At 59.0% G+C, this 16,841-nt stretch carries 12 protein-coding genes; 4 read left to right on the plus strand and 8 right to left on the minus strand.

The features are described 5' to 3' along the window. The 8 genes from PPP56_RS01890 to PPP56_RS01925 form a co-directional block, all read right to left on the minus strand. Positions 1-383, minus strand: a 383-nt coding sequence (locus PPP56_RS01890; protein WP_353562223.1) for a GDP-mannose 4,6-dehydratase, incomplete at its 3' end; no start/stop codon positions are given. 902 nt (positions 384-1,285) lie between these two features. Further along, complete coding sequence (locus PPP56_RS01895; protein ID WP_353562225.1) at positions 1,286-3,082, minus strand: SulP family inorganic anion transporter; 1,797 nt, start codon at positions 3,080-3,082, stop codon at positions 1,286-1,288. Between the two features lie 104 nt (positions 3,083-3,186). After that, a complete protein-coding gene (locus PPP56_RS01900) occupies positions 3,187-4,641 on the minus strand; it encodes an MBL fold metallo-hydrolase (RefSeq protein WP_353562227.1) in 1,455 nt (484 codons plus the stop codon). A gap of 99 nt (positions 4,642-4,740) precedes the next feature. Then, complete coding sequence (locus PPP56_RS01905; RefSeq protein ID WP_353562229.1) at positions 4,741-5,205, minus strand: DUF6691 family protein; 465 nt, start codon at positions 5,203-5,205, stop codon at positions 4,741-4,743. A gap of 98 nt (positions 5,206-5,303) precedes the next feature. Continuing rightward, positions 5,304-5,867, minus strand: a complete 564-nt coding sequence (locus PPP56_RS01910; RefSeq protein ID WP_353562231.1) for a YeeE/YedE family protein — start codon at positions 5,865-5,867, stop codon at positions 5,304-5,306. Positions 5,868-6,972: 1,105 nt separating this feature from the next. Beyond that, positions 6,973-7,641 carry an ABC transporter ATP-binding protein gene (locus tag PPP56_RS01915; protein ID WP_502912540.1) on the minus strand — a complete coding sequence of 223 codons (669 nt, stop codon included), beginning with the start codon at positions 7,639-7,641 and terminating at the stop codon, positions 6,973-6,975. Between the two features lie 210 nt (positions 7,642-7,851). After that, the gene (locus tag PPP56_RS01920) at positions 7,852-9,180 is read right to left on the minus strand and encodes an efflux RND transporter periplasmic adaptor subunit (protein WP_353562235.1); all 1,329 of its coding nucleotides are present in this window, start codon (positions 9,178-9,180) and stop codon (positions 7,852-7,854) included. Between the two features lie 106 nt (positions 9,181-9,286). After that, entirely contained in the window at positions 9,287-10,660 is a 1,374-nt protein-coding gene (locus PPP56_RS01925) for a TolC family protein (protein ID WP_353562237.1), read from the minus strand. Between the two features lie 596 nt (positions 10,661-11,256). On the opposite strand from PPP56_RS01925, the gene PPP56_RS01930 reads away from it, so the two are divergent. From PPP56_RS01930 to PPP56_RS01945, 4 genes are all read left to right on the plus strand, one after another. Continuing rightward, on the plus strand, positions 11,257-12,504 hold the full coding sequence (locus PPP56_RS01930) for an MksB family condensin complex protein (protein ID WP_502912539.1): 1,248 nt from the start codon (positions 11,257-11,259) through the stop codon (positions 12,502-12,504). Positions 12,505-12,546: 42 nt separating this feature from the next. Then, positions 12,547-13,140, plus strand: coding sequence for a condensin complex protein MksE (locus PPP56_RS01935; RefSeq protein WP_353562241.1), 594 nt, complete (start codon positions 12,547-12,549; stop codon positions 13,138-13,140). 59 nt (positions 13,141-13,199) lie between these two features. Then, a complete protein-coding gene (locus tag PPP56_RS01940) occupies positions 13,200-16,010 on the plus strand; it encodes an Mks condensin complex protein MksF (protein WP_353562243.1) in 2,811 nt (936 codons plus the stop codon). A gap of 34 nt (positions 16,011-16,044) precedes the next feature. Beyond that, a partial coding sequence (locus PPP56_RS01945) for a hypothetical protein (protein WP_353562245.1) occupies positions 16,045-16,841 on the plus strand: 797 nt, incomplete at its 3' end.

Below are 16,841 nucleotides of genomic sequence, written 5' to 3' on the forward strand. Positions count from 1 at the left end.
AGCGCATCCACATCGGCGGTGTACTCGGGGCTGTCAAAGCTCACCTGCACATGACTCTGCGCAGCAAGATTGTAGATCTCATCCGGCTGCGTTTCCTGCACAATGCGAATCAGGTTCGACGAGTCGGTCATGTCGCCGTAGTGGAGGAAAAAGCGCACCTCCTCCTCATGGGGATCGGTGTACAGGTGGTCGATGCGGTCGGTGTTGAACTGCGACGCACGCCGCTTGATGCCGTGCACTTCGTATCCCTTATTGAGCAGCAGCTCAGCCAGGTACGACCCGTCTTGTCCGGTTACGCCGGTGACGAGCGCCACGGGACGCTCGCCTGTCGTACCGGGACGATCCTCTGGAATTTTGCTCGTGATCTGCTTGTCGGTTGCCATTATGATGCGGTTGATGTGTTGTATGATGCATTTGAAGGTAGGTACGGTGCCCCCGAATTACAATGCGAGATCTGGTGTTTGAATGGGTCATCACGCAAAGAATGCGTGCAAATACGGTACTGGGGCCGGTAGACGCGCTACCAAGACGACAGCATATGTATCATGCAGCTTTGGCTACGTTCCAAGGTACTGTTCCTTCCTCGGTCAGCAACGAACGAGATTGCGTCGTCCTACGCCCTCGCAGTGACACGGTGTTGGGGCTCCTTGCTGCGGTATTACTACGCTACAGATTCCTCTCCTACCGGCGCAGCCGGAAAGGAGGGGGCCCGAAGGGCGGGGTGGTCCTTGAATGGATAAAGATCCCGGGTCTTCGCTGTGCTGCGCCCGGGATGACTTGAACGTGTGGGCTTCTTGTGGAAAGCACGTCTGCCTCTTTACTCCCTCACCCTTTCACCACCAAGTCACCCCGGCCCCTGAGCCGGGGTCTTCCTGTATCCGTAAAGACGACCGTTTCCAGCACGAGCGTGCATCTACAGTCAGGTGGAAATTGTGGGCAGGTCGCTGCTAACAGCCCGCCTACCCTGAACAGCAACGAACGAGATTGCGTCGTCCTACGTCCTCGCACTGACACGGTGGGGACCCCTTCTTGGTGGCCTATCACGATCCATCCCCCTAAATCCCCCTCCTCCGAGGGGGACTTGATCGGCTCTTTCTGCGCCTCTTTTTGCAGAATTACACTCCCACAAACTCCCCTCCTGCCGATGCACCAGCATCGGAGAGGTGGGGTGTCCGAAGGGCGGGGTGGTCCTGGGGCGGGCTTTGCCAACCGAGGAAGATTCCGGGGTTGCGCTCTGCCTGAGATGACTTGTGCTGTGAGTCGTGGACCATCGCTGCCCTGAATCCTACGCGTCGGCTTCGGTGGGCACGGACTCGGGTTGCTTTGTGGCTCTGCTGGGTGCAGGGGAGGCGCCGATCTCGGTGGCAGTGTCAGCATCAGACGTGCTGTCCTCGCCTTCGTTGCGGTGGGCCGCTTCGGCGGCCTGCACGGCGCTGTGGACTTCATGAAAGATGTGGTTCGGGCCAAGCTCATGCACTACGCCTGCCCGGTTGAGCACGTCGTGCACGGGGCCCTTGAGTCCGGCCAGGTAGAGGTCTACGCCGCTCTCGTGGCACGTTTCGATAACCTCGTGAAGCGCGTGGGCTGCGGTTGAATCGACCCGGTTTACGGGATACATGTCGATCACGATAGCCCGCAAGGCCTCGTTGTTGAGGTCGATTTCGCTGATGAGGTCTTTGAAGGTAGAGACATTGGCAAAGTAGAGCGCTGCATCCATGCGCACGATCATGATGTCGGCACGGGTGATGGCTTCTGGACTCCGCTTGAGGTTGCGGTAGGTTGTGGAATCCGGCAGGCGGCCCATGATGGCGGTGTGTGGCGTCGCGCTCTGGTGGATCACGGCAATGAGCGACACGATAACCCCGGCGATGATTCCTTCTTCGATGCCAAACGAGAGGGTGGCCACAAACGTGATACCCATCAGCATCAGGTCGCGGCGGTCGACACGCCAGAGGTAGATGGCCTCTTTCCAGTCAACGAGCCCTGACACAGCCACCATCACAATGGAGGCGAGCACGGCATTCGGCATGTAATAGAAAAGCGGAGTGAGCACGAGCAGGGTCAGCGCGATGACGCCGGCACTCACCAGGGCGGCGGCGTTGGTCTTTGCGCCTGCATCGGCGTTGACCGCGGTACGTGAGAATCCCCCTGTAGTCGGGTAGGCCTGAAAGAACGCACCGGCAACATTGGCCATGCCGAGTCCGACCAGCTCTTTGTTTGCATCGAGGCTGTAGCCGTTGCGGCGGGCGTAGACCTTGGCCACGGCTACCGATTCCATGAATCCGATAAAGGCTATCGTGAGCGCGCCAGGGATCAGCGCCTGCAAGTCGGCCCAGGTGAACGCTGGAATGACAAACCCCGGAAGCCCACCCGGCACGTCGCCTACGATCGCGACGTTGCTGTCGTCACCGCCGACGCTCCAGAGCAGTCCGGTTGCAAGCACCACCACGACGAGCGCACCCGGGATCGCCTTCGACCAGCGCCGGAGCGCAACAAGAATGGCGATGCCCCCCAGCCCGATCGCAACGGTGGGCCAGTGGATTGCTTCCCACTGCTGCAGAGCCGCCCAGACAATCTCGTGGATGTAGTTGGAACGCTCGATGTCGACGCCCAGCAAGTGATTCAGCTGGCTGAACCCGATGATAAGTGCAGCAGCGGAGGTGAACCCGCTAAGTACGGGGTGCGACAGGAAGTTAACCAGAAAGCCAAACCGGAGGAGTCCCATCGCCAGCTGCAGCACGCCCACCATGAGCGTAAGCACAAGCGTGAGCATGATGTAGCGACTCGGATCGCCCTCGGCAAGAGGCGCAACGCTGGCAGCTACGAGTAGCGATATAAGCGCCACGGGTCCAACAGCAAGCTGCCGGGAGGTGCCAAAGATGGCGTATCCCACCAGCGGGATGAGCGCTGCGTAGAGTCCGTAGATCGGAGGCAGCCCCGCAATCAGCGCGTAGGCCATGCCCTGTGGGATGAGCATCACGCCCACGGTGAGTCCCGCAGAGAGGTCACCTTTCAGGGCGCTGGAGTTGTAGTTGGCCAGCTGGTCGAGAAGCGGGAGCGCAGAGCGCAGTTTAGCAAACATGAGGGGCGCAGGCCAGGTGCATCAGGGACGTACAGTGCAAAACAAGACAGGAGCGACCCGGTAGCCAGGCCGCTCCTGCTGTATGTTAGGGGCAGCTGCCCATGTTACGCGGCAACGGCTTCTTCCGAAACAGGGGCCTCGTAGTCTGAGAAGTTGCCATTCACAAACGCCACACTACGTCCGGCGCGGGCCAGGTAGGCCGAGGCAGCCGCGGCGCGGGCTCCGCTTCCGCAGTGCACCAGCAGCGTGTCGGCATCAGGCAAGTCGGCCTCGTACTCTGGCAGGCGGGTGTAGGAGGCGTTATGCGCATCTGCTACGTGCCCGGCATCGTACTCCGAGCGGAAGCGCACGTCCACGACCGCCGTATCGTCGGCGTGGCGGCGCTGCTCCATTTCGGCAAAGTCGATCTCTTCGATGGAGGCCGTCTCCGCATCCGCAAAGTAGCGCTGCAGGGTTTCGAGGGTCGCAAAGGCCACCACGTTGTCGTATCCAATGCGCACCAGGTCGCGCACAGCTTCCTCAACGTCGCCCTCGTCGATCAGCAGTACGATCGGCGTGGTTTCGTCTTCGACGAGCGAGCCGACTACCGTGTTAAACGACTTGTTCATCGGCGCATAGAGCGCGCCCGGAATATGCGTCTCCATGAAGGCGGAACGGTCGATCCGCGTATCCACGATGAGCGATTCATCGTTTTCGGCGTGGGTCTTCAGCTCGCCTACCGTCAGCTTCTTGGGCTGCGGCAGCTGCCCGAGTACGGGCGCTCCCAGCTTGTTGTCGCGCTTCATGCGTGCGAAGTAGAGCTGCGGCTCGGGCTGTCCGTCGAGAATAGCCTCTACGAAGCGGTCTTCGCCTTCAAGCGCGGCGCCGACCATCGGGTTGTACTTGCGCTCGTATCCGATGGTGGTCTGCGGGACGGCGCCCAGCGCCTTGCCACAGGTTGATCCGGCGCCGTGGGCGGGCCAGATCTGCATGTAGTCGGGCATTTCGAGGAAACGCTGCACCGAGCTGTAGAGCTCACGTGCGGACGGCTCCATGACGCCTTCGACTTTGGCGGCCGATTCGAGCAAGTCGGGGCGGCCCAGGTCGTTCACAAAGGCGAAGTCGCCGGTTACAACGCCCATCGGCTCCGTGGCGCCTCCTCCTTTGTCGGTAATCGTAAAGGCGAGGTGCTCGGGCGTGTGGCCAGGCGTATGCACCGCCTCTACTTCGATGTTGCCGATCGTGAAGGTGTCGCCGTCGTAGAGCAGCTGCGCATCGTACGAGCCGCCGCTCTCTTTCGGTTCTTTGATCCACTCGTACTTCCAGTCGTCGGTGCCCTCGTCGGAGAGATAGAGCTTCGTATCGAAGCGCTCGGCAAACTCGCGGGCGCCCGAAAGGAAGTCGGCATGGATGTGCGTCTCCGCAACGGCAACAATTTCAACGCCCTCTTCTTCGGCGAGCTCCAGGTACTGGTCGATGTCGCGCTCCGGGTCAACAACGAGCGCTTCGCCGGTTTGCTGGCAGCCGATGAGGTAGGCATACTGAGCGAGCTTGGGATCGAAAATCTGGCGGAATAGCATAGTAGTCTGTCGGGTCTGTGTGCGAAAACGAAGGTGAATGCAGGCGTGCCTGCAGACGTCGGAAGGTCAGCGGCAGGTCAGCGGCAGCTTAGCGCCAGGTTAATGCGGCAGGTGCGGACGCAGCGCGCCGTACACCCAGGTTCCGGCAATAGCGCTGAGCAGCGCAACGATCATGACGGAGTACCCGCCACCGATCAGCGCGAAGATGGGGCCGGGGCATGCGCCCAGAAGCGCCCATCCGAGGCCAAACATGATGCCTCCCGCCCAATAGCGGTAGTTCGACCACTGCTTCGGGTTGATAGCGATCTTCTCGCCGTCGAGCGTGCGGATGTCGAAGTACTTGATCGCCTGCACGCCGATCATCGCCACCACAACGGCACTGCCAATGATGCCGTACATGTGGAAGGCTTCAAAGCGAAACATCTCTTGAATGCGAAACCAGGACACCACCTCACTCTGGACGAAGATGATGCCGAAGATCATTCCCAGAAGCAGGTAGCCAAAGAGGCCGCCTACCGTGAGGTTTGCTTCGGTTTGTTCGGATTGTTGGGTCGTGGTAGCCATAGCAGGTCAGCAGAACGTAGTTGTAAGGGAAACGCACAGGGGGATGCGAAGCGGGCCGCCTCAGCAGCTGCTTCAGCACGCGCTACAGTCAGCACGCGCTACAGGATGAGAGGCAAGACCACGTAGGTCACGAAGAGCCCGCCAATGAAGAATCCGATTACGGCGATGAGCGACGGCACCTGCAGGTCAGCAAGGCCGCTGATCGCATGGCCCGAAGTACATCCGCCGGCGTAGCGCGCCCCGAATCCCACCAGAAAGCCCCCCACGGCAATCATAACGAAGCCTGGCAGCGAGGCCAGCCCCTCCCACGTAAAGATGTCATTGGGAAGAAGCCCCGTGAAGTCGGAGATTCCCAGCGCGGTGAGCTGCGCACGCGCCCCCTCCGAAATCCCAATTTCTGGATTCGGATGCGCCAGCAGCGTCGTCGCAATCAATCCGCCCAGCACGATGCCGACGGCAAACACAAGATTCCAGAGCCCCGACTTCTTCCAGTCGTACTGAAAGAACTCGATGCGCCCCGGAATGGTAGCCGCGCAGGCATGGCGCAGGTTGGCCGAAATCCCGAACATCTTGCCTCCGGCAATAAGCAGCGCAGGCACAATCAGTCCGATAAGCGGCCCGGCCACGTACCAGGGCCAGGTTTGGGAGAGCATCTCAATCATGGGTGCGTTACCATTCGGGTGTTGTTATAACAAGTTTGCGAGAGAGTATATATGCTACGCAAGTATCTTGTTCCAAGATCACATCGCATAAAAATACCCACTCAACCTCATTGAGCGGCATATATTATTATCTCAACGCATTCTTTATAATACTAAAGAAGAATATATTGATCTTTCAGCGTGTTACGTTCTTCTGAATACATGTAGTAACAACTTAATCAAGTGTCACATGCAGCGATGTGAGCATGCTACGCGCGCTGGTGTGGGGATTTCTCTGACATGGGGCGTTTTGCTGCGTCTCAATCTATTGGTGGATGCGAACGCCGCTGTCTCGTCGCATCGCCATTTTCTTACACACGGCACTACGGTCCTAAGTAAGTGGAGCACCCGCAGGCGCATCGTCTGCGGTCGCACCCGTACAATACGCTATACCCAGTCGTTTGGAGCACCTCATCGGCACGCTTCTGTTCGAGATAGCTGACTACCTGACACGCCTCCCCTCGCCTTACTGTAGGTGCGTGATCGTGCTGGAAAAGGCCGTCTTTACGGATATGGGAAGACCCCGGCTCAGGGGCCGGGGCGACGTTGTGTTGGCAGGTCAGTACCATAAACAGGCAGACGTGCTTGCCGGAAGAAGCCCACACGGCCAAGTCATCCCGGGCGGAGCGCCGACCCGGGATCTTTACCCGGCAGGAGACCACCCCGCCCTTCGGGCACCCCTCCTTTCCGATGCTGGTGCATCGGTAGGAGGGGAGTCTATAGCGCTGCGATTCTGCAAGAACGGGTGCGGAAGGAGCTCATCACGTCCCCATCGGAGGAGGGGGATTCAGGAGAATGGATCGTGATGGGCCACCGAGAAGGGGTCCGCATCGTGTCATTGCGAGGACGAAGGATGACACAATCTCGTGCGCTTCTGTTCGAGGCGAGCTATTAGCAGAGACCTGCCCACAATAGTGGGGCAACTCGAATTCCCGCTTGACTGTAGATGCACGCTCGTGTTGGAAGCTTTAGCTCTCTCAGATATGATATGGGGAGTCCCCGGATCAGCGTCCGGGATAGGCGGGGAATGTAGCGTTCTTCGCGCTTCGCAAAGACACGCCCGGGATCAGAACACTTCGTGTTCGAGCGTAGGCTGTGCGACGCGGGTATCTTGCTCCAGCTTGCCATCCCGCAGGCGCAGGATGCGCCGGGCATGCTGCGCGATGTCTTCCTCGTGCGTAACGACCAGCAGCGTGTTGCCCTGCCGGTGCAGCTCCTCGAAGAGCCGCATGATCTCGTCGCCCGTTTCGGTGTCGAGGTTCCCGGTCGGCTCATCAGCCAGTATGATCGAGGGCGCGTTGACCAGCGCCCGTGCCGTGGCCACACGCTGCCGCTGCCCGCCCGAGAGCTCGTTGGGCTTGTGGTCCATACGGTCGCCGAGGCCGACCTTTCGGAGCGCCTCCGCTGCGCGCTCGCGCCGCTCAGCCTGCTTCATCCCGGCGTAGATCAGCGGCAGCTCCACGTTGCGCAGGCAATCGACGCGCGGAAGCAGGTTAAACGTCTGAAAGATAAACCCGATCTCGCGATTGCGAATCTCGGCCAGCTCATCGTCGGAGTAGCGGCTGACGTCGTTGCCGTTCAGCAGGTAGGTGCCGCTGGTGGGCGTGTCGAGGCAGCCGAGCATATTCATGAACGTCGACTTGCCCGATCCTGATGGTCCCATGATGGCGATGTACTCCCCCTCCTCAACCGACACGTCGATGCCGTCGAGCGCCCAGACCTCCTCGCTCCCCATCACGTAGCGCTTCTTGAGTCCGGTAATCTGAAGGAGGGGACCGGCGGGGGACGCGACGGTTGATGCTCTCGACGATGGGCGTTGCGCAGATGAGGCCATATGCAGATAGACAGAAAGTAACCAGAAGCCCGAGGCAGCGAGACGCCGAAGCGAAGATCCTTCGCATCCCCCTGTATTCTTAGTGTACGCTGATTCTTGTACGCAGCGTGATTATCGAGAGGCTGTGCGCCGCCCGCCCTGGCGAGGCGATTCTTCGATTGTGATGAGCGAGCCGTCGTTCAGCTCGCGGCTGACGGCGCTGTACGGCCCTGTGACGACGCGCTCGCCGGCGCTGAGTCCGGAGCGCACCTCGATGTACGTATCGTCGGCGATGCCGGTATCGACGGCGCGCACGTGCGCCGAGTCGCCCTCAGCCACGAAGACCACGCGGCGCATGCGGTCTGCCGAACGCCGTCCGCCCCCCTCCTCGTCGTCCATGTTACGCACTGTAACAGCCTGGATGGGCACGGAGATGACGTTTTCCACGGTCCGGGTCGAGATATCGACGCTGCCGCTCATGCCGGGTCGGATGACCGGTGCGGGTGTAACGGGCTCTCCGTCTTCGGCCGTTGCGATGCCGCCTTCGGGGCCGGTCATGACTTCGCCGGCGTCTTCGTTATGTGCATCGAGCAGCCGGATCTTTACCGGGAAGTTCGTGACCTGCTCTTGCGTGCCCTCGCCGCTCACGCGGGCCGAGTTGGCGATTTCGGTGACGGTGCCGCGAAAGGTGCGGTCGGGGTGGGCATCGATCTCGATGCGTGCGGTGTCGCCCGGACTCACGTTCACGACGTCGTTCTCGTTGATATCCACCTCCATCTCCATCTGGTTGAGGCGGGCGATGCGCATCATTTCGGTGCCCTGCATCTGCGAGGTGCCTACCACGCGCTCGCCGAGCTCTACGTCGAGCTTGCTGATGGTGCCGCTCATGGGCGCGTAGATGTTTGTTTTTTCGAGCTGCTCGCGGGCGTCGCGCAGCGTAGCCATGGCGCTTTGCACCTGGTAGCGGGCGCCCTGCAGCCGGGCTACGGCCTGCTTGTAGCGCGACTCGGCGGCCTCGTACTCGCTTTGCGGGATGACGTCGCGCTCAAACAGGCGCTTCTGCCGGTCGTACTCCAGCCGCACCTGCAGCGAGTCGGCTTCGCGCTCGGCGAGGTTGGCACGGGCGCGCGCCACCTCGGCCTGGGTGCGCTCAAGCTGGGCCTGGTAGTTATCCGGACGCAGGCGCACGAGCAGGTCGCCCTGGCTGACCTGGGCGCCTTCGCGCACGTTCAGCTCTACGATCTCGCCCGCTACGTCGGGGCTAATGGTAACCTCCACCTCGGGCTGTGCGCGCCCGAATGCGGTTACGACCTGCGTGATGGTGCGCTCGTCGGCGTTTTCGGCCTGTACAGCGATGCCATCGGCCCCGCCGCCGAACCAGCCCATAAAGCGACCGGCCGTACCCAGCAGGATGAGCACCAGGATGATTCCGCCAATAATGTAGAAGATGCGACGCATCATAAGAGTGTCTCAATAAAGGGATGTAAGGAGAGGGCGTGCCGCGCGGTCGAATCAACGAGGCGCGAAGCCCTCAGGGGGTGTACTGCTTGCTGGCTGCTTATTCGGCCTATTCAAAAAGGGGTGCATTGGGATTAAGCGTGCCCACCTGGTAGTCGATCAGCTTCTGCTGAAACACTACGTTGAACTCCGCCTGCACCTGCTGACTTGCTGCATCGGTGAAGTCGCGAGTCGCCTGCGAGAGCTCCACGATCGAGGCGCTGCCCAGGTTGTAGCGCTCTTCGGCGGCTTCGCGGGCTCGCTCCGCTGCACGCAGACGCGTGTCGGCCACTTCGAGCTGCTTTAGCGCGTTGCGGTAGTCAAGCACGGCCTGGCGCACCTGCAGCGCGATGCTCTGGCGTTGGTCTTGCAGGTTATATTCGGCCTGGCGGACATCGGCCCGGGCCTGAGCCGTCTGGTTCCGGCGCTGCAGCCGGTCGAAGACCGCAAAGGAGAGCGAGATGCCCACGTTGCCTCCACGGCGCGAGTCGAGCACATCGAAGAACGAAGGGTTGGGGTCGCCCGGAAGCGCAGCCGTGCTGGCCCAGTTGGTGTTGTACCCAAAGTTGAGCGAGAGCGACGGCCAGTAGCTGGACTGCGCGATGCGGATGCTCTGTTCAGAGGCAGACAGGTTGGCCTCTTGCGCCCGCAGGTCTACGCGGCGATCGAAGGCGCTCTGTAGTATCTCATCCATTGCGTAGGTCTGCTCTTGCGTAGCTACCTCGCTAACCGGCGGAGCTTCAAAGTCGTACGTGCCAAAGGGGTCGAGCTGCAGCGTCTGAATCAGTCGCGTGGTGTTGACCTCGACCTGCCGCTCGGACTGCAGGAGCTGCTGCTCAGCCTGAGCCAGATCGGCTTCGGCTTGAAAGAGATCGGACGTGGGCCGGGCGCCCGCATCCACAAACTCCTGGATCTGCTCCAGCTGCTGGCGCTGCACCGCGACCTCCTCTTCGCGCACCTCCACCTCTTGCTTGCTCTGGGCCAGGTCGATGAACTGCTCCATCACCGTAAACACGACGTCCTGCCGCGTGCGCTCCAGGTTAAGCTCGCTGGCTTCGCCGCGACGGTTGGCCTGCTGCAGCGACGCGATGTTGTTGAACCCGTCGAAGACGGTGACGCTGGAGTTGGCACCGACGCGGAAGATATCGGTCGTCTGGTTTACGATGGCCCCCTCTTCCTGGCTGAAGCTGCGTCCGAACTGGCGGGTGGTGCCACTGTTGATGCTCAGGTTCGGTGCAAAATCGAACTGGCGCTGCCGGATGGTTGCGTCCTGGCGCCGCACGTCGTTTATGGCGCGTCGCAGATCGGTATTCTGGTCGAGCGCAATGGTGACAGCATCGTCGAAGGTGATGGTTTCGGGGCTTTGCTGCGCCTGAACGGGAGCGGTTCCTACCGCAGCGAACAGGGCGAGCGTACAACAGAGGGCGGCAACAAACGAGCGCATAGAACACAAGCGGGTCAGCAGAATCGATGGAACGGCAGCAGCGTAGGCACCTGCGCCACACGGTTTCTGTGGCTGCGCGATGCGCCTTGTGCTGCTGTGCCCTCTCTACGGAGCCATGCGAAGCAATGTTACAGTACGGGTTATGAGCTGCTGCTCTGGGTGCATCAGGCGCTTGTGGGGGTGTTTTGAGACCTCCAAATAGTGCCTAAACCAGGAATCGACATATCACCTCGCACCCCGCTGCGTTGGACATCAGAAACGAGCGCTGGTAGCATCTTAATGTCGAGCGGCTCAGGCAACGGGCCCGCTGTCGAAAACGAGCAGCGTCTCCCAGCCTGCACGTTCCCTGCGAGACTGGAGGTAGCAAACAAGGACCGTTCGCCTCAAGACCATTCGCCTCAAGAAATGTTTTTATCAGGAGATCAATCACCAGTGTCCCCATATCCCCCCGAGCGCCTTACTGCTTTTCACGTAAGAGGCCATAGATCTTGCATTGGCTTCGCTTTTTTGTTGCGCTTAACACAAACCGGATGTAGCTTATCTTTACACTATTTACATCTCAATGTGATTTACTTCAGCAACTGTAGCGGTGCATCATGATCGGCCGTGACCTGAAAACCTTCCTGCGCTTAGCGCACGACCACCTATCGACATTACAGGCAATACATGCGGCACCGCACGGGCTCCGTGAAGCGGAGATCCGTGTTCATCTTCGTCGTGCCCAGCAAGAAGGCCGTAGCACCTCTGTGCCTTCAGTATCTTACATCTTTCGGCAGCTCTGCACCCACGGGCTCATCGAGCCGCTCCCTGAGCAATCTGCTGTATACGAACCGACAATGCGTATTCAGCGCCTCTTACGCGAGTTTCAGCGCGAGCAGGTGCTGAGCACTCCGAAGGTCCTCCGAGGACACCTGGAGCAGATTGAAACCGACCGGGAGCGCCTTCGCACATTCGGCGAAACGGGCTCGCAGAGCGGTGCTATTCGCACCCTCGAACGCCTCGGAGACGAAATGGAAGAGATCCGACGCATCTCCCGACATAATCGCGAGGCTATTCTGAACCACGTTGCCGCACTGCGAGCTCAAACGAAAGGCATAAGCGTGAAAGACCGCTTCGACGTCGTGAACGAAATGATGGACGACCACATCCACCCGCTGAAAGAACTCGCAAGCACAAGCGGGATGGCAGAAGACCAATTTTCGCAATTGGACACTGTACTTGGTCATGTACAAAAAGCGTTTGCTCATGCCCCTGCAGTGCTGCGTGAACTTCTCGTTACCCAAGCCCGCCTGCGCCGCGTGCGCCGTCGCGTCTTTCAAAACTTCGAGTCAGCCCGCGACGAGGTTCTGCCGCTGTTCAACGAGCAAAAACATAGCACCAGACTCGTCCGTGGTGCGTCTCAACTTCTACAGGCCGTTCACCGGGCCGGCCCCGACGTGCTGCGCCTGCCCGAACGCCTCCGACTACTCCGCATCAACATACGCACCGTCTTCGATGACGACGCCATGCGAAGTTTCCTGCTGGATATGCGCGCCTACACGCCGGCACCGCCAGATCCTATCTCCGACCATGCTGCAGACGCGCCGCCAGTGGCGCTGCCACGCCGCGCTGAACTCATCGCTCAGATAGTACAGGCATGCCCAATTGACGACGTGATGGCCCGACTCGTTGATCAGTTTGCAGATGCCGATACGTCTCACGTACTCGCCGCCTACCGATACGTCTTGCAGAGCAACGAACTGCATGTCTCCTTCGATGCAACCCCTTGCACGTACCCGCATGGCCTGTATCTCCTTGAGGCGCCCCCTGCTCGCGTGGAAGCTGCTGAACTGACTGCTGTCTGACCATGACTGACGAATGTACTTAACAACTGTACCTGCTTGGTTATGAAGCCCCTTCCTCATCTTGCTACGATCTTCGACCGTCTCCGCAGAGGGTACCACTTTACGCCGTCGGATGGCGATCTCTTCCGGGTTCTTTGGAATAGATTTGAAGCGTATAAGAGCGCTTTTTCAGCTTTTGGACTGCATCTACGAAAACACCCCCAAAACGTCGTTTACCTGGCTTCCGATCTCGACAAGAATCCGGGGAAGCAAGCACGTACGATGGGGTTATTTGTATTGGTGATGGTCGAATGGGTGGGAAACGAACACGCAGCAATCACTCCGATCTTCTTCGATACCTGGTGGCATATCGACGACCTCCCACACCTTGCGTTCGAACGATATCGCGAGTACATGGAGCAGGTAGATGTGAATGATGCCGATGATCTTGCGGGCGTCATTCGTTTACTCGAAACGTATGGGTTCGCCGAAACCCGGACTGGTGGCACGTTTCAGTTTCGGACTGCATCATATCGCTTTCTGGAGCTGTGTGTCGAAGCTGCAGAAATGAGCGCTTCCTCTGATGCTGAAGCGTCCGACACTGACACACAGGTCGACTTACGCCCCGACCCGCTCCCTCCTATCCAGAAATCGTAGCGTTCACACATCCGAGGACCTTCTATCCTCCTCATTAAATTATTGTACATCCTTGTTTTATGGCTCTCCTTGGACCTACTCGGCTCATTCTCATACACGCCGGTACGTTTGATTTCGCTGATGTAGACCTGACACGTCCGCTGCATCTGGTAGGACCGAACAATGTTGGCAAGACCACCCTGGTCAACCTGCTTCAGTTTTTGTATGTAGACAAGATCAGCCACATGTCTTTTTCCGGGTATACCACGCGGGAAACGCGGCGTTATTACTTTCCAGAGCGCTACAGCTATGTTCTGTTTGAGTGCCGAACCCCACAGGGCTTGCAGGTTCTTGGGGTGCATGGCACCGGACCCGCCAAAAATTATGCTGTACAACGGTTTGCCTATGCTGGCCCCTGGGCTCGCAGCGATTTTCTAACAGACGACAATGCCCCTCGCCCAATCGACGAGGTAAAGCCTGAGCTGGCTCTTAAAAACCTACGACTCATGAAGGCAAGTCACCTTCGTGCGGCTCTTACCGGCATCGGTGAGAACAAAACCGTACACCTTGGACTTGTACCCGTAAAGAGCCATGAGGGCTATGATCGGTTTCGCGACCTGTTCAAAGGCCTGATTCGGCTTCGCCATCTGGATCAGCACACCCTAAAGTCTACACTTTGCAACACGTATGCTGCAGAACTGGGTGCACTGTCGATCGATCTCAAAACAGACTATGCCGACCAATTTGCGCAGATGCAGGACCAGCGCGACAAGATCGAGAAGCTGGAACTGATTGAGGACAGCATCCGCACCGCTCTCAAACACTACGAGCGGCGCCAGCATCTCCGAAGTACCGGCGTGCAGATGTGGGGTCAGATCACGCACACAGCAGACCAGCTTCGCAACACGTTTGACGCAGCGGCCCGTGCCCAGGCCCAGGCAATCCAGCAAGAAAAGAGTGAGCGCAATGACCTCCAAGAAGCGTATCGCACGCTGGATGCAAAGCGCGACAAGCAGAATCAGAAACTGGGCAGCATAAAGGGAAGGCTGCAGCGGTTGAGGGAGGTAGTTGAAGCATACGCAGACGTCGATCCCGAATCGACCGATCGCAGACTGAAGCGCCTGCGTCAAGAGCAGGTGGCACTGCGCGCCAAGATACAATCTATTGATGCGGACGATCCAAACCGTATTCGCGCGCGCCTGCACCAAGCCAACAACAATGTGGAGCAAATGCGCCGCCGCCTCGAAAATCTTGAGAACGCGGCCGGTCCCGTGCTCAAGAAAGTGCTCGGCACAGCTCGCATGAACAGGCTGTTTCGCATTCTGAACCCGGAGATGCTGGACCTGAACCCATCGGGCCCCCACCTGAATATTACTGACCAAGATACCCTCCTGGCACATCTCCGGCGACTGGATGACAAACTCACGTCCAATCCGTGGAAAGCTCCTTGGGGCACGCTGTCCTTGAGCGGACTAACGCCTCCTGCCTTGGATCAGTATATTGATGCCGATCGCATCCGCGCCGCGTTTCGGGATGCTGTAGATGAGCGGGAGCGGCTTCAGCAACGACTGGCTATCGCCGAGAACCGGAGCAAGCTGAACGCAGATATTCAATCATTGCAGAAAACGATTGATGATCTGCAGGCTGTACTGCAACGGCACCGTAAGGCTGAGGAGGCCTCCCGTGAGATTCCTGAACTTCGCAACCAGAAAGAGAAAGTTGAGGCCCGCATGCAAGCCATCACACAGCGCCGGGATGCAGTGCGAGACGACGTGCAGGTGCGTGATAAGCGTATCCAAGACGCTCAGGTACGCTACCAGCAGATTCAGAAATCTCTCCAGGAGCTGAAGCAGGAGCAGCACGCCTTGCACGCCCCCCCAGATGCATGGACACCTTCAAACGAGGACAGCGAGCAACCAATCGCATCCGATAGCTCACCACGATTAGCGCATCTTGTTGAAGGCGATGCGGGAGATATGCTCGCAGCCATCCGGCCCCTCTTTGATGCATACCAGGCGACGCTGGACGATCAGCAGGATGCTGATGACCGCCTGCGCCGGGCGCTTCGACGGATCCACACGCGAACGACGGCGCAGTACGAGCGCGACACGCTGGAGGCTACTCTAACCGTCCTGCGCGACGAACTGCAGGGGCTTGCTCCGCGTCGCTATGCCGCTGAAAACATGTGGCAGCAGTTAATGACCGGACTGGGGCGCAACCTGAGCGATCTACTGGCACGCCTTGATACGCTACAGGCCAAAGTCAGTGCAATTAACCGACGCTTGCGCACCACGTCCGTATCCGACCTGAAGCGACTCAAACTGGTTGTCTCGCCCATGGACGAAATGGTTCGGCTTCTCAAGCGCACCGCCGAGCAAAATGCCATGCCTCTTTTTGGTGATGCCGAAGCACATGCCGAAGATGCAAAGCAGCTTGACACCATGCTGCGCACCCACCCGCGCATCCACCTTACCGACCTGTTCAATGTAACTTTTGAAGTCACCACTGCCGATGGAACAACAAAATCATACGACGGCCTGCAGTCTATCGAATCAAATGGAACGAGTATCAGCATCAAGGTGCTTGTGCACCTGGTGCTGATCAACGACCTACTCAGCGACACTGAGCGCACAATTCCGTTTTACCTGGACGAGGCCTCGAGTCTGGATGACCGTAACCTAATGGGAATCACCGAAACGGCAACGCGCATGGGGTTTGTGCCCATCCTGGCGAGTCCGACTGAGTCAACGGCGGCAGATCATCTATACTATCTTCAGTCTTCAGAAGACCGCGTTTATCTGGGTCTAAATCAGCGGGTGCGCTTGCGACGTTCCGAGGAAGGTTCCAAAGAAGACACTTCTACTGCTTCCGATGCTGCCCACAGCGCCTAACCTCTACTTTCTTGCATCTGTACAGAGAAAAACAATGGCCGACGGGCTCCTAACAACCCTTACCGGACTGATAAAACGCGGAACGGTCGCCTGGAGCAAGGTGAGTGCTACACAGCGCAAGGCACTTCGCCCCCTACTTGATGGTGGCATCTTGATACGCGAACGGTCTGGTGGTGGAGAGCGGCTCGTTGTAAAGAATCCAGCGGTTGTGCAGCGTTTTGCAGATAACTGCTATCCCAACGGGCTCGTTGAAGCCACAGAGGCAGCGCAGAAACCGGGGCGTCTGTCTACTACGCAGGGCGTACATTATTTTCGGGATGCGAAGCGAGGGGGCCAGCAGGCCGACCTTCTGCTCTTTCGAGGACGCCCTGGCACCACGATTCAGTGCAATGACATCGACCTGCCTGTCGGGCAACTCACGAGCACGGCTGGCGTGGCAGCCGTCGTACTCAACGCATCGCAAAACCTGTCTATGTGCGGAACGCTCGCTATCGTGGAGAACCAGACCGCCTTTCTGCATGCTGAGACGCTTGGCGTCAACTTTGACGTTGCCCTGTACGGGCAAGGACGGCTATCAAGACGGGTTATTGATTGGCTGGGAAGTCGTGCCATGGAAGCGGTCGACGTAGTCCACTGCCCCGACTACGACCCGGTTGGCCTCGACGAGTACATCCGGTTGCATGCCCAATGTGGAGATCGCGTCCGGTTGCATCGTCCTCATAACCTGGAGGAATTACTGCAGCGATACGGCAAACCGTCTCTCTATTTGGAGAACCAACGCCTCCTTGCCTCACTGGAGGACGCGCCGCCAGCAGCCCAGTCGGTTGCTAC

The organism is Longimonas sp. (assembly GCF_040409695.1).
In the GTDB taxonomy this organism is placed as follows: Bacteria; Bacteroidota; Rhodothermia; order Rhodothermales; family Salinibacteraceae; genus Longimonas.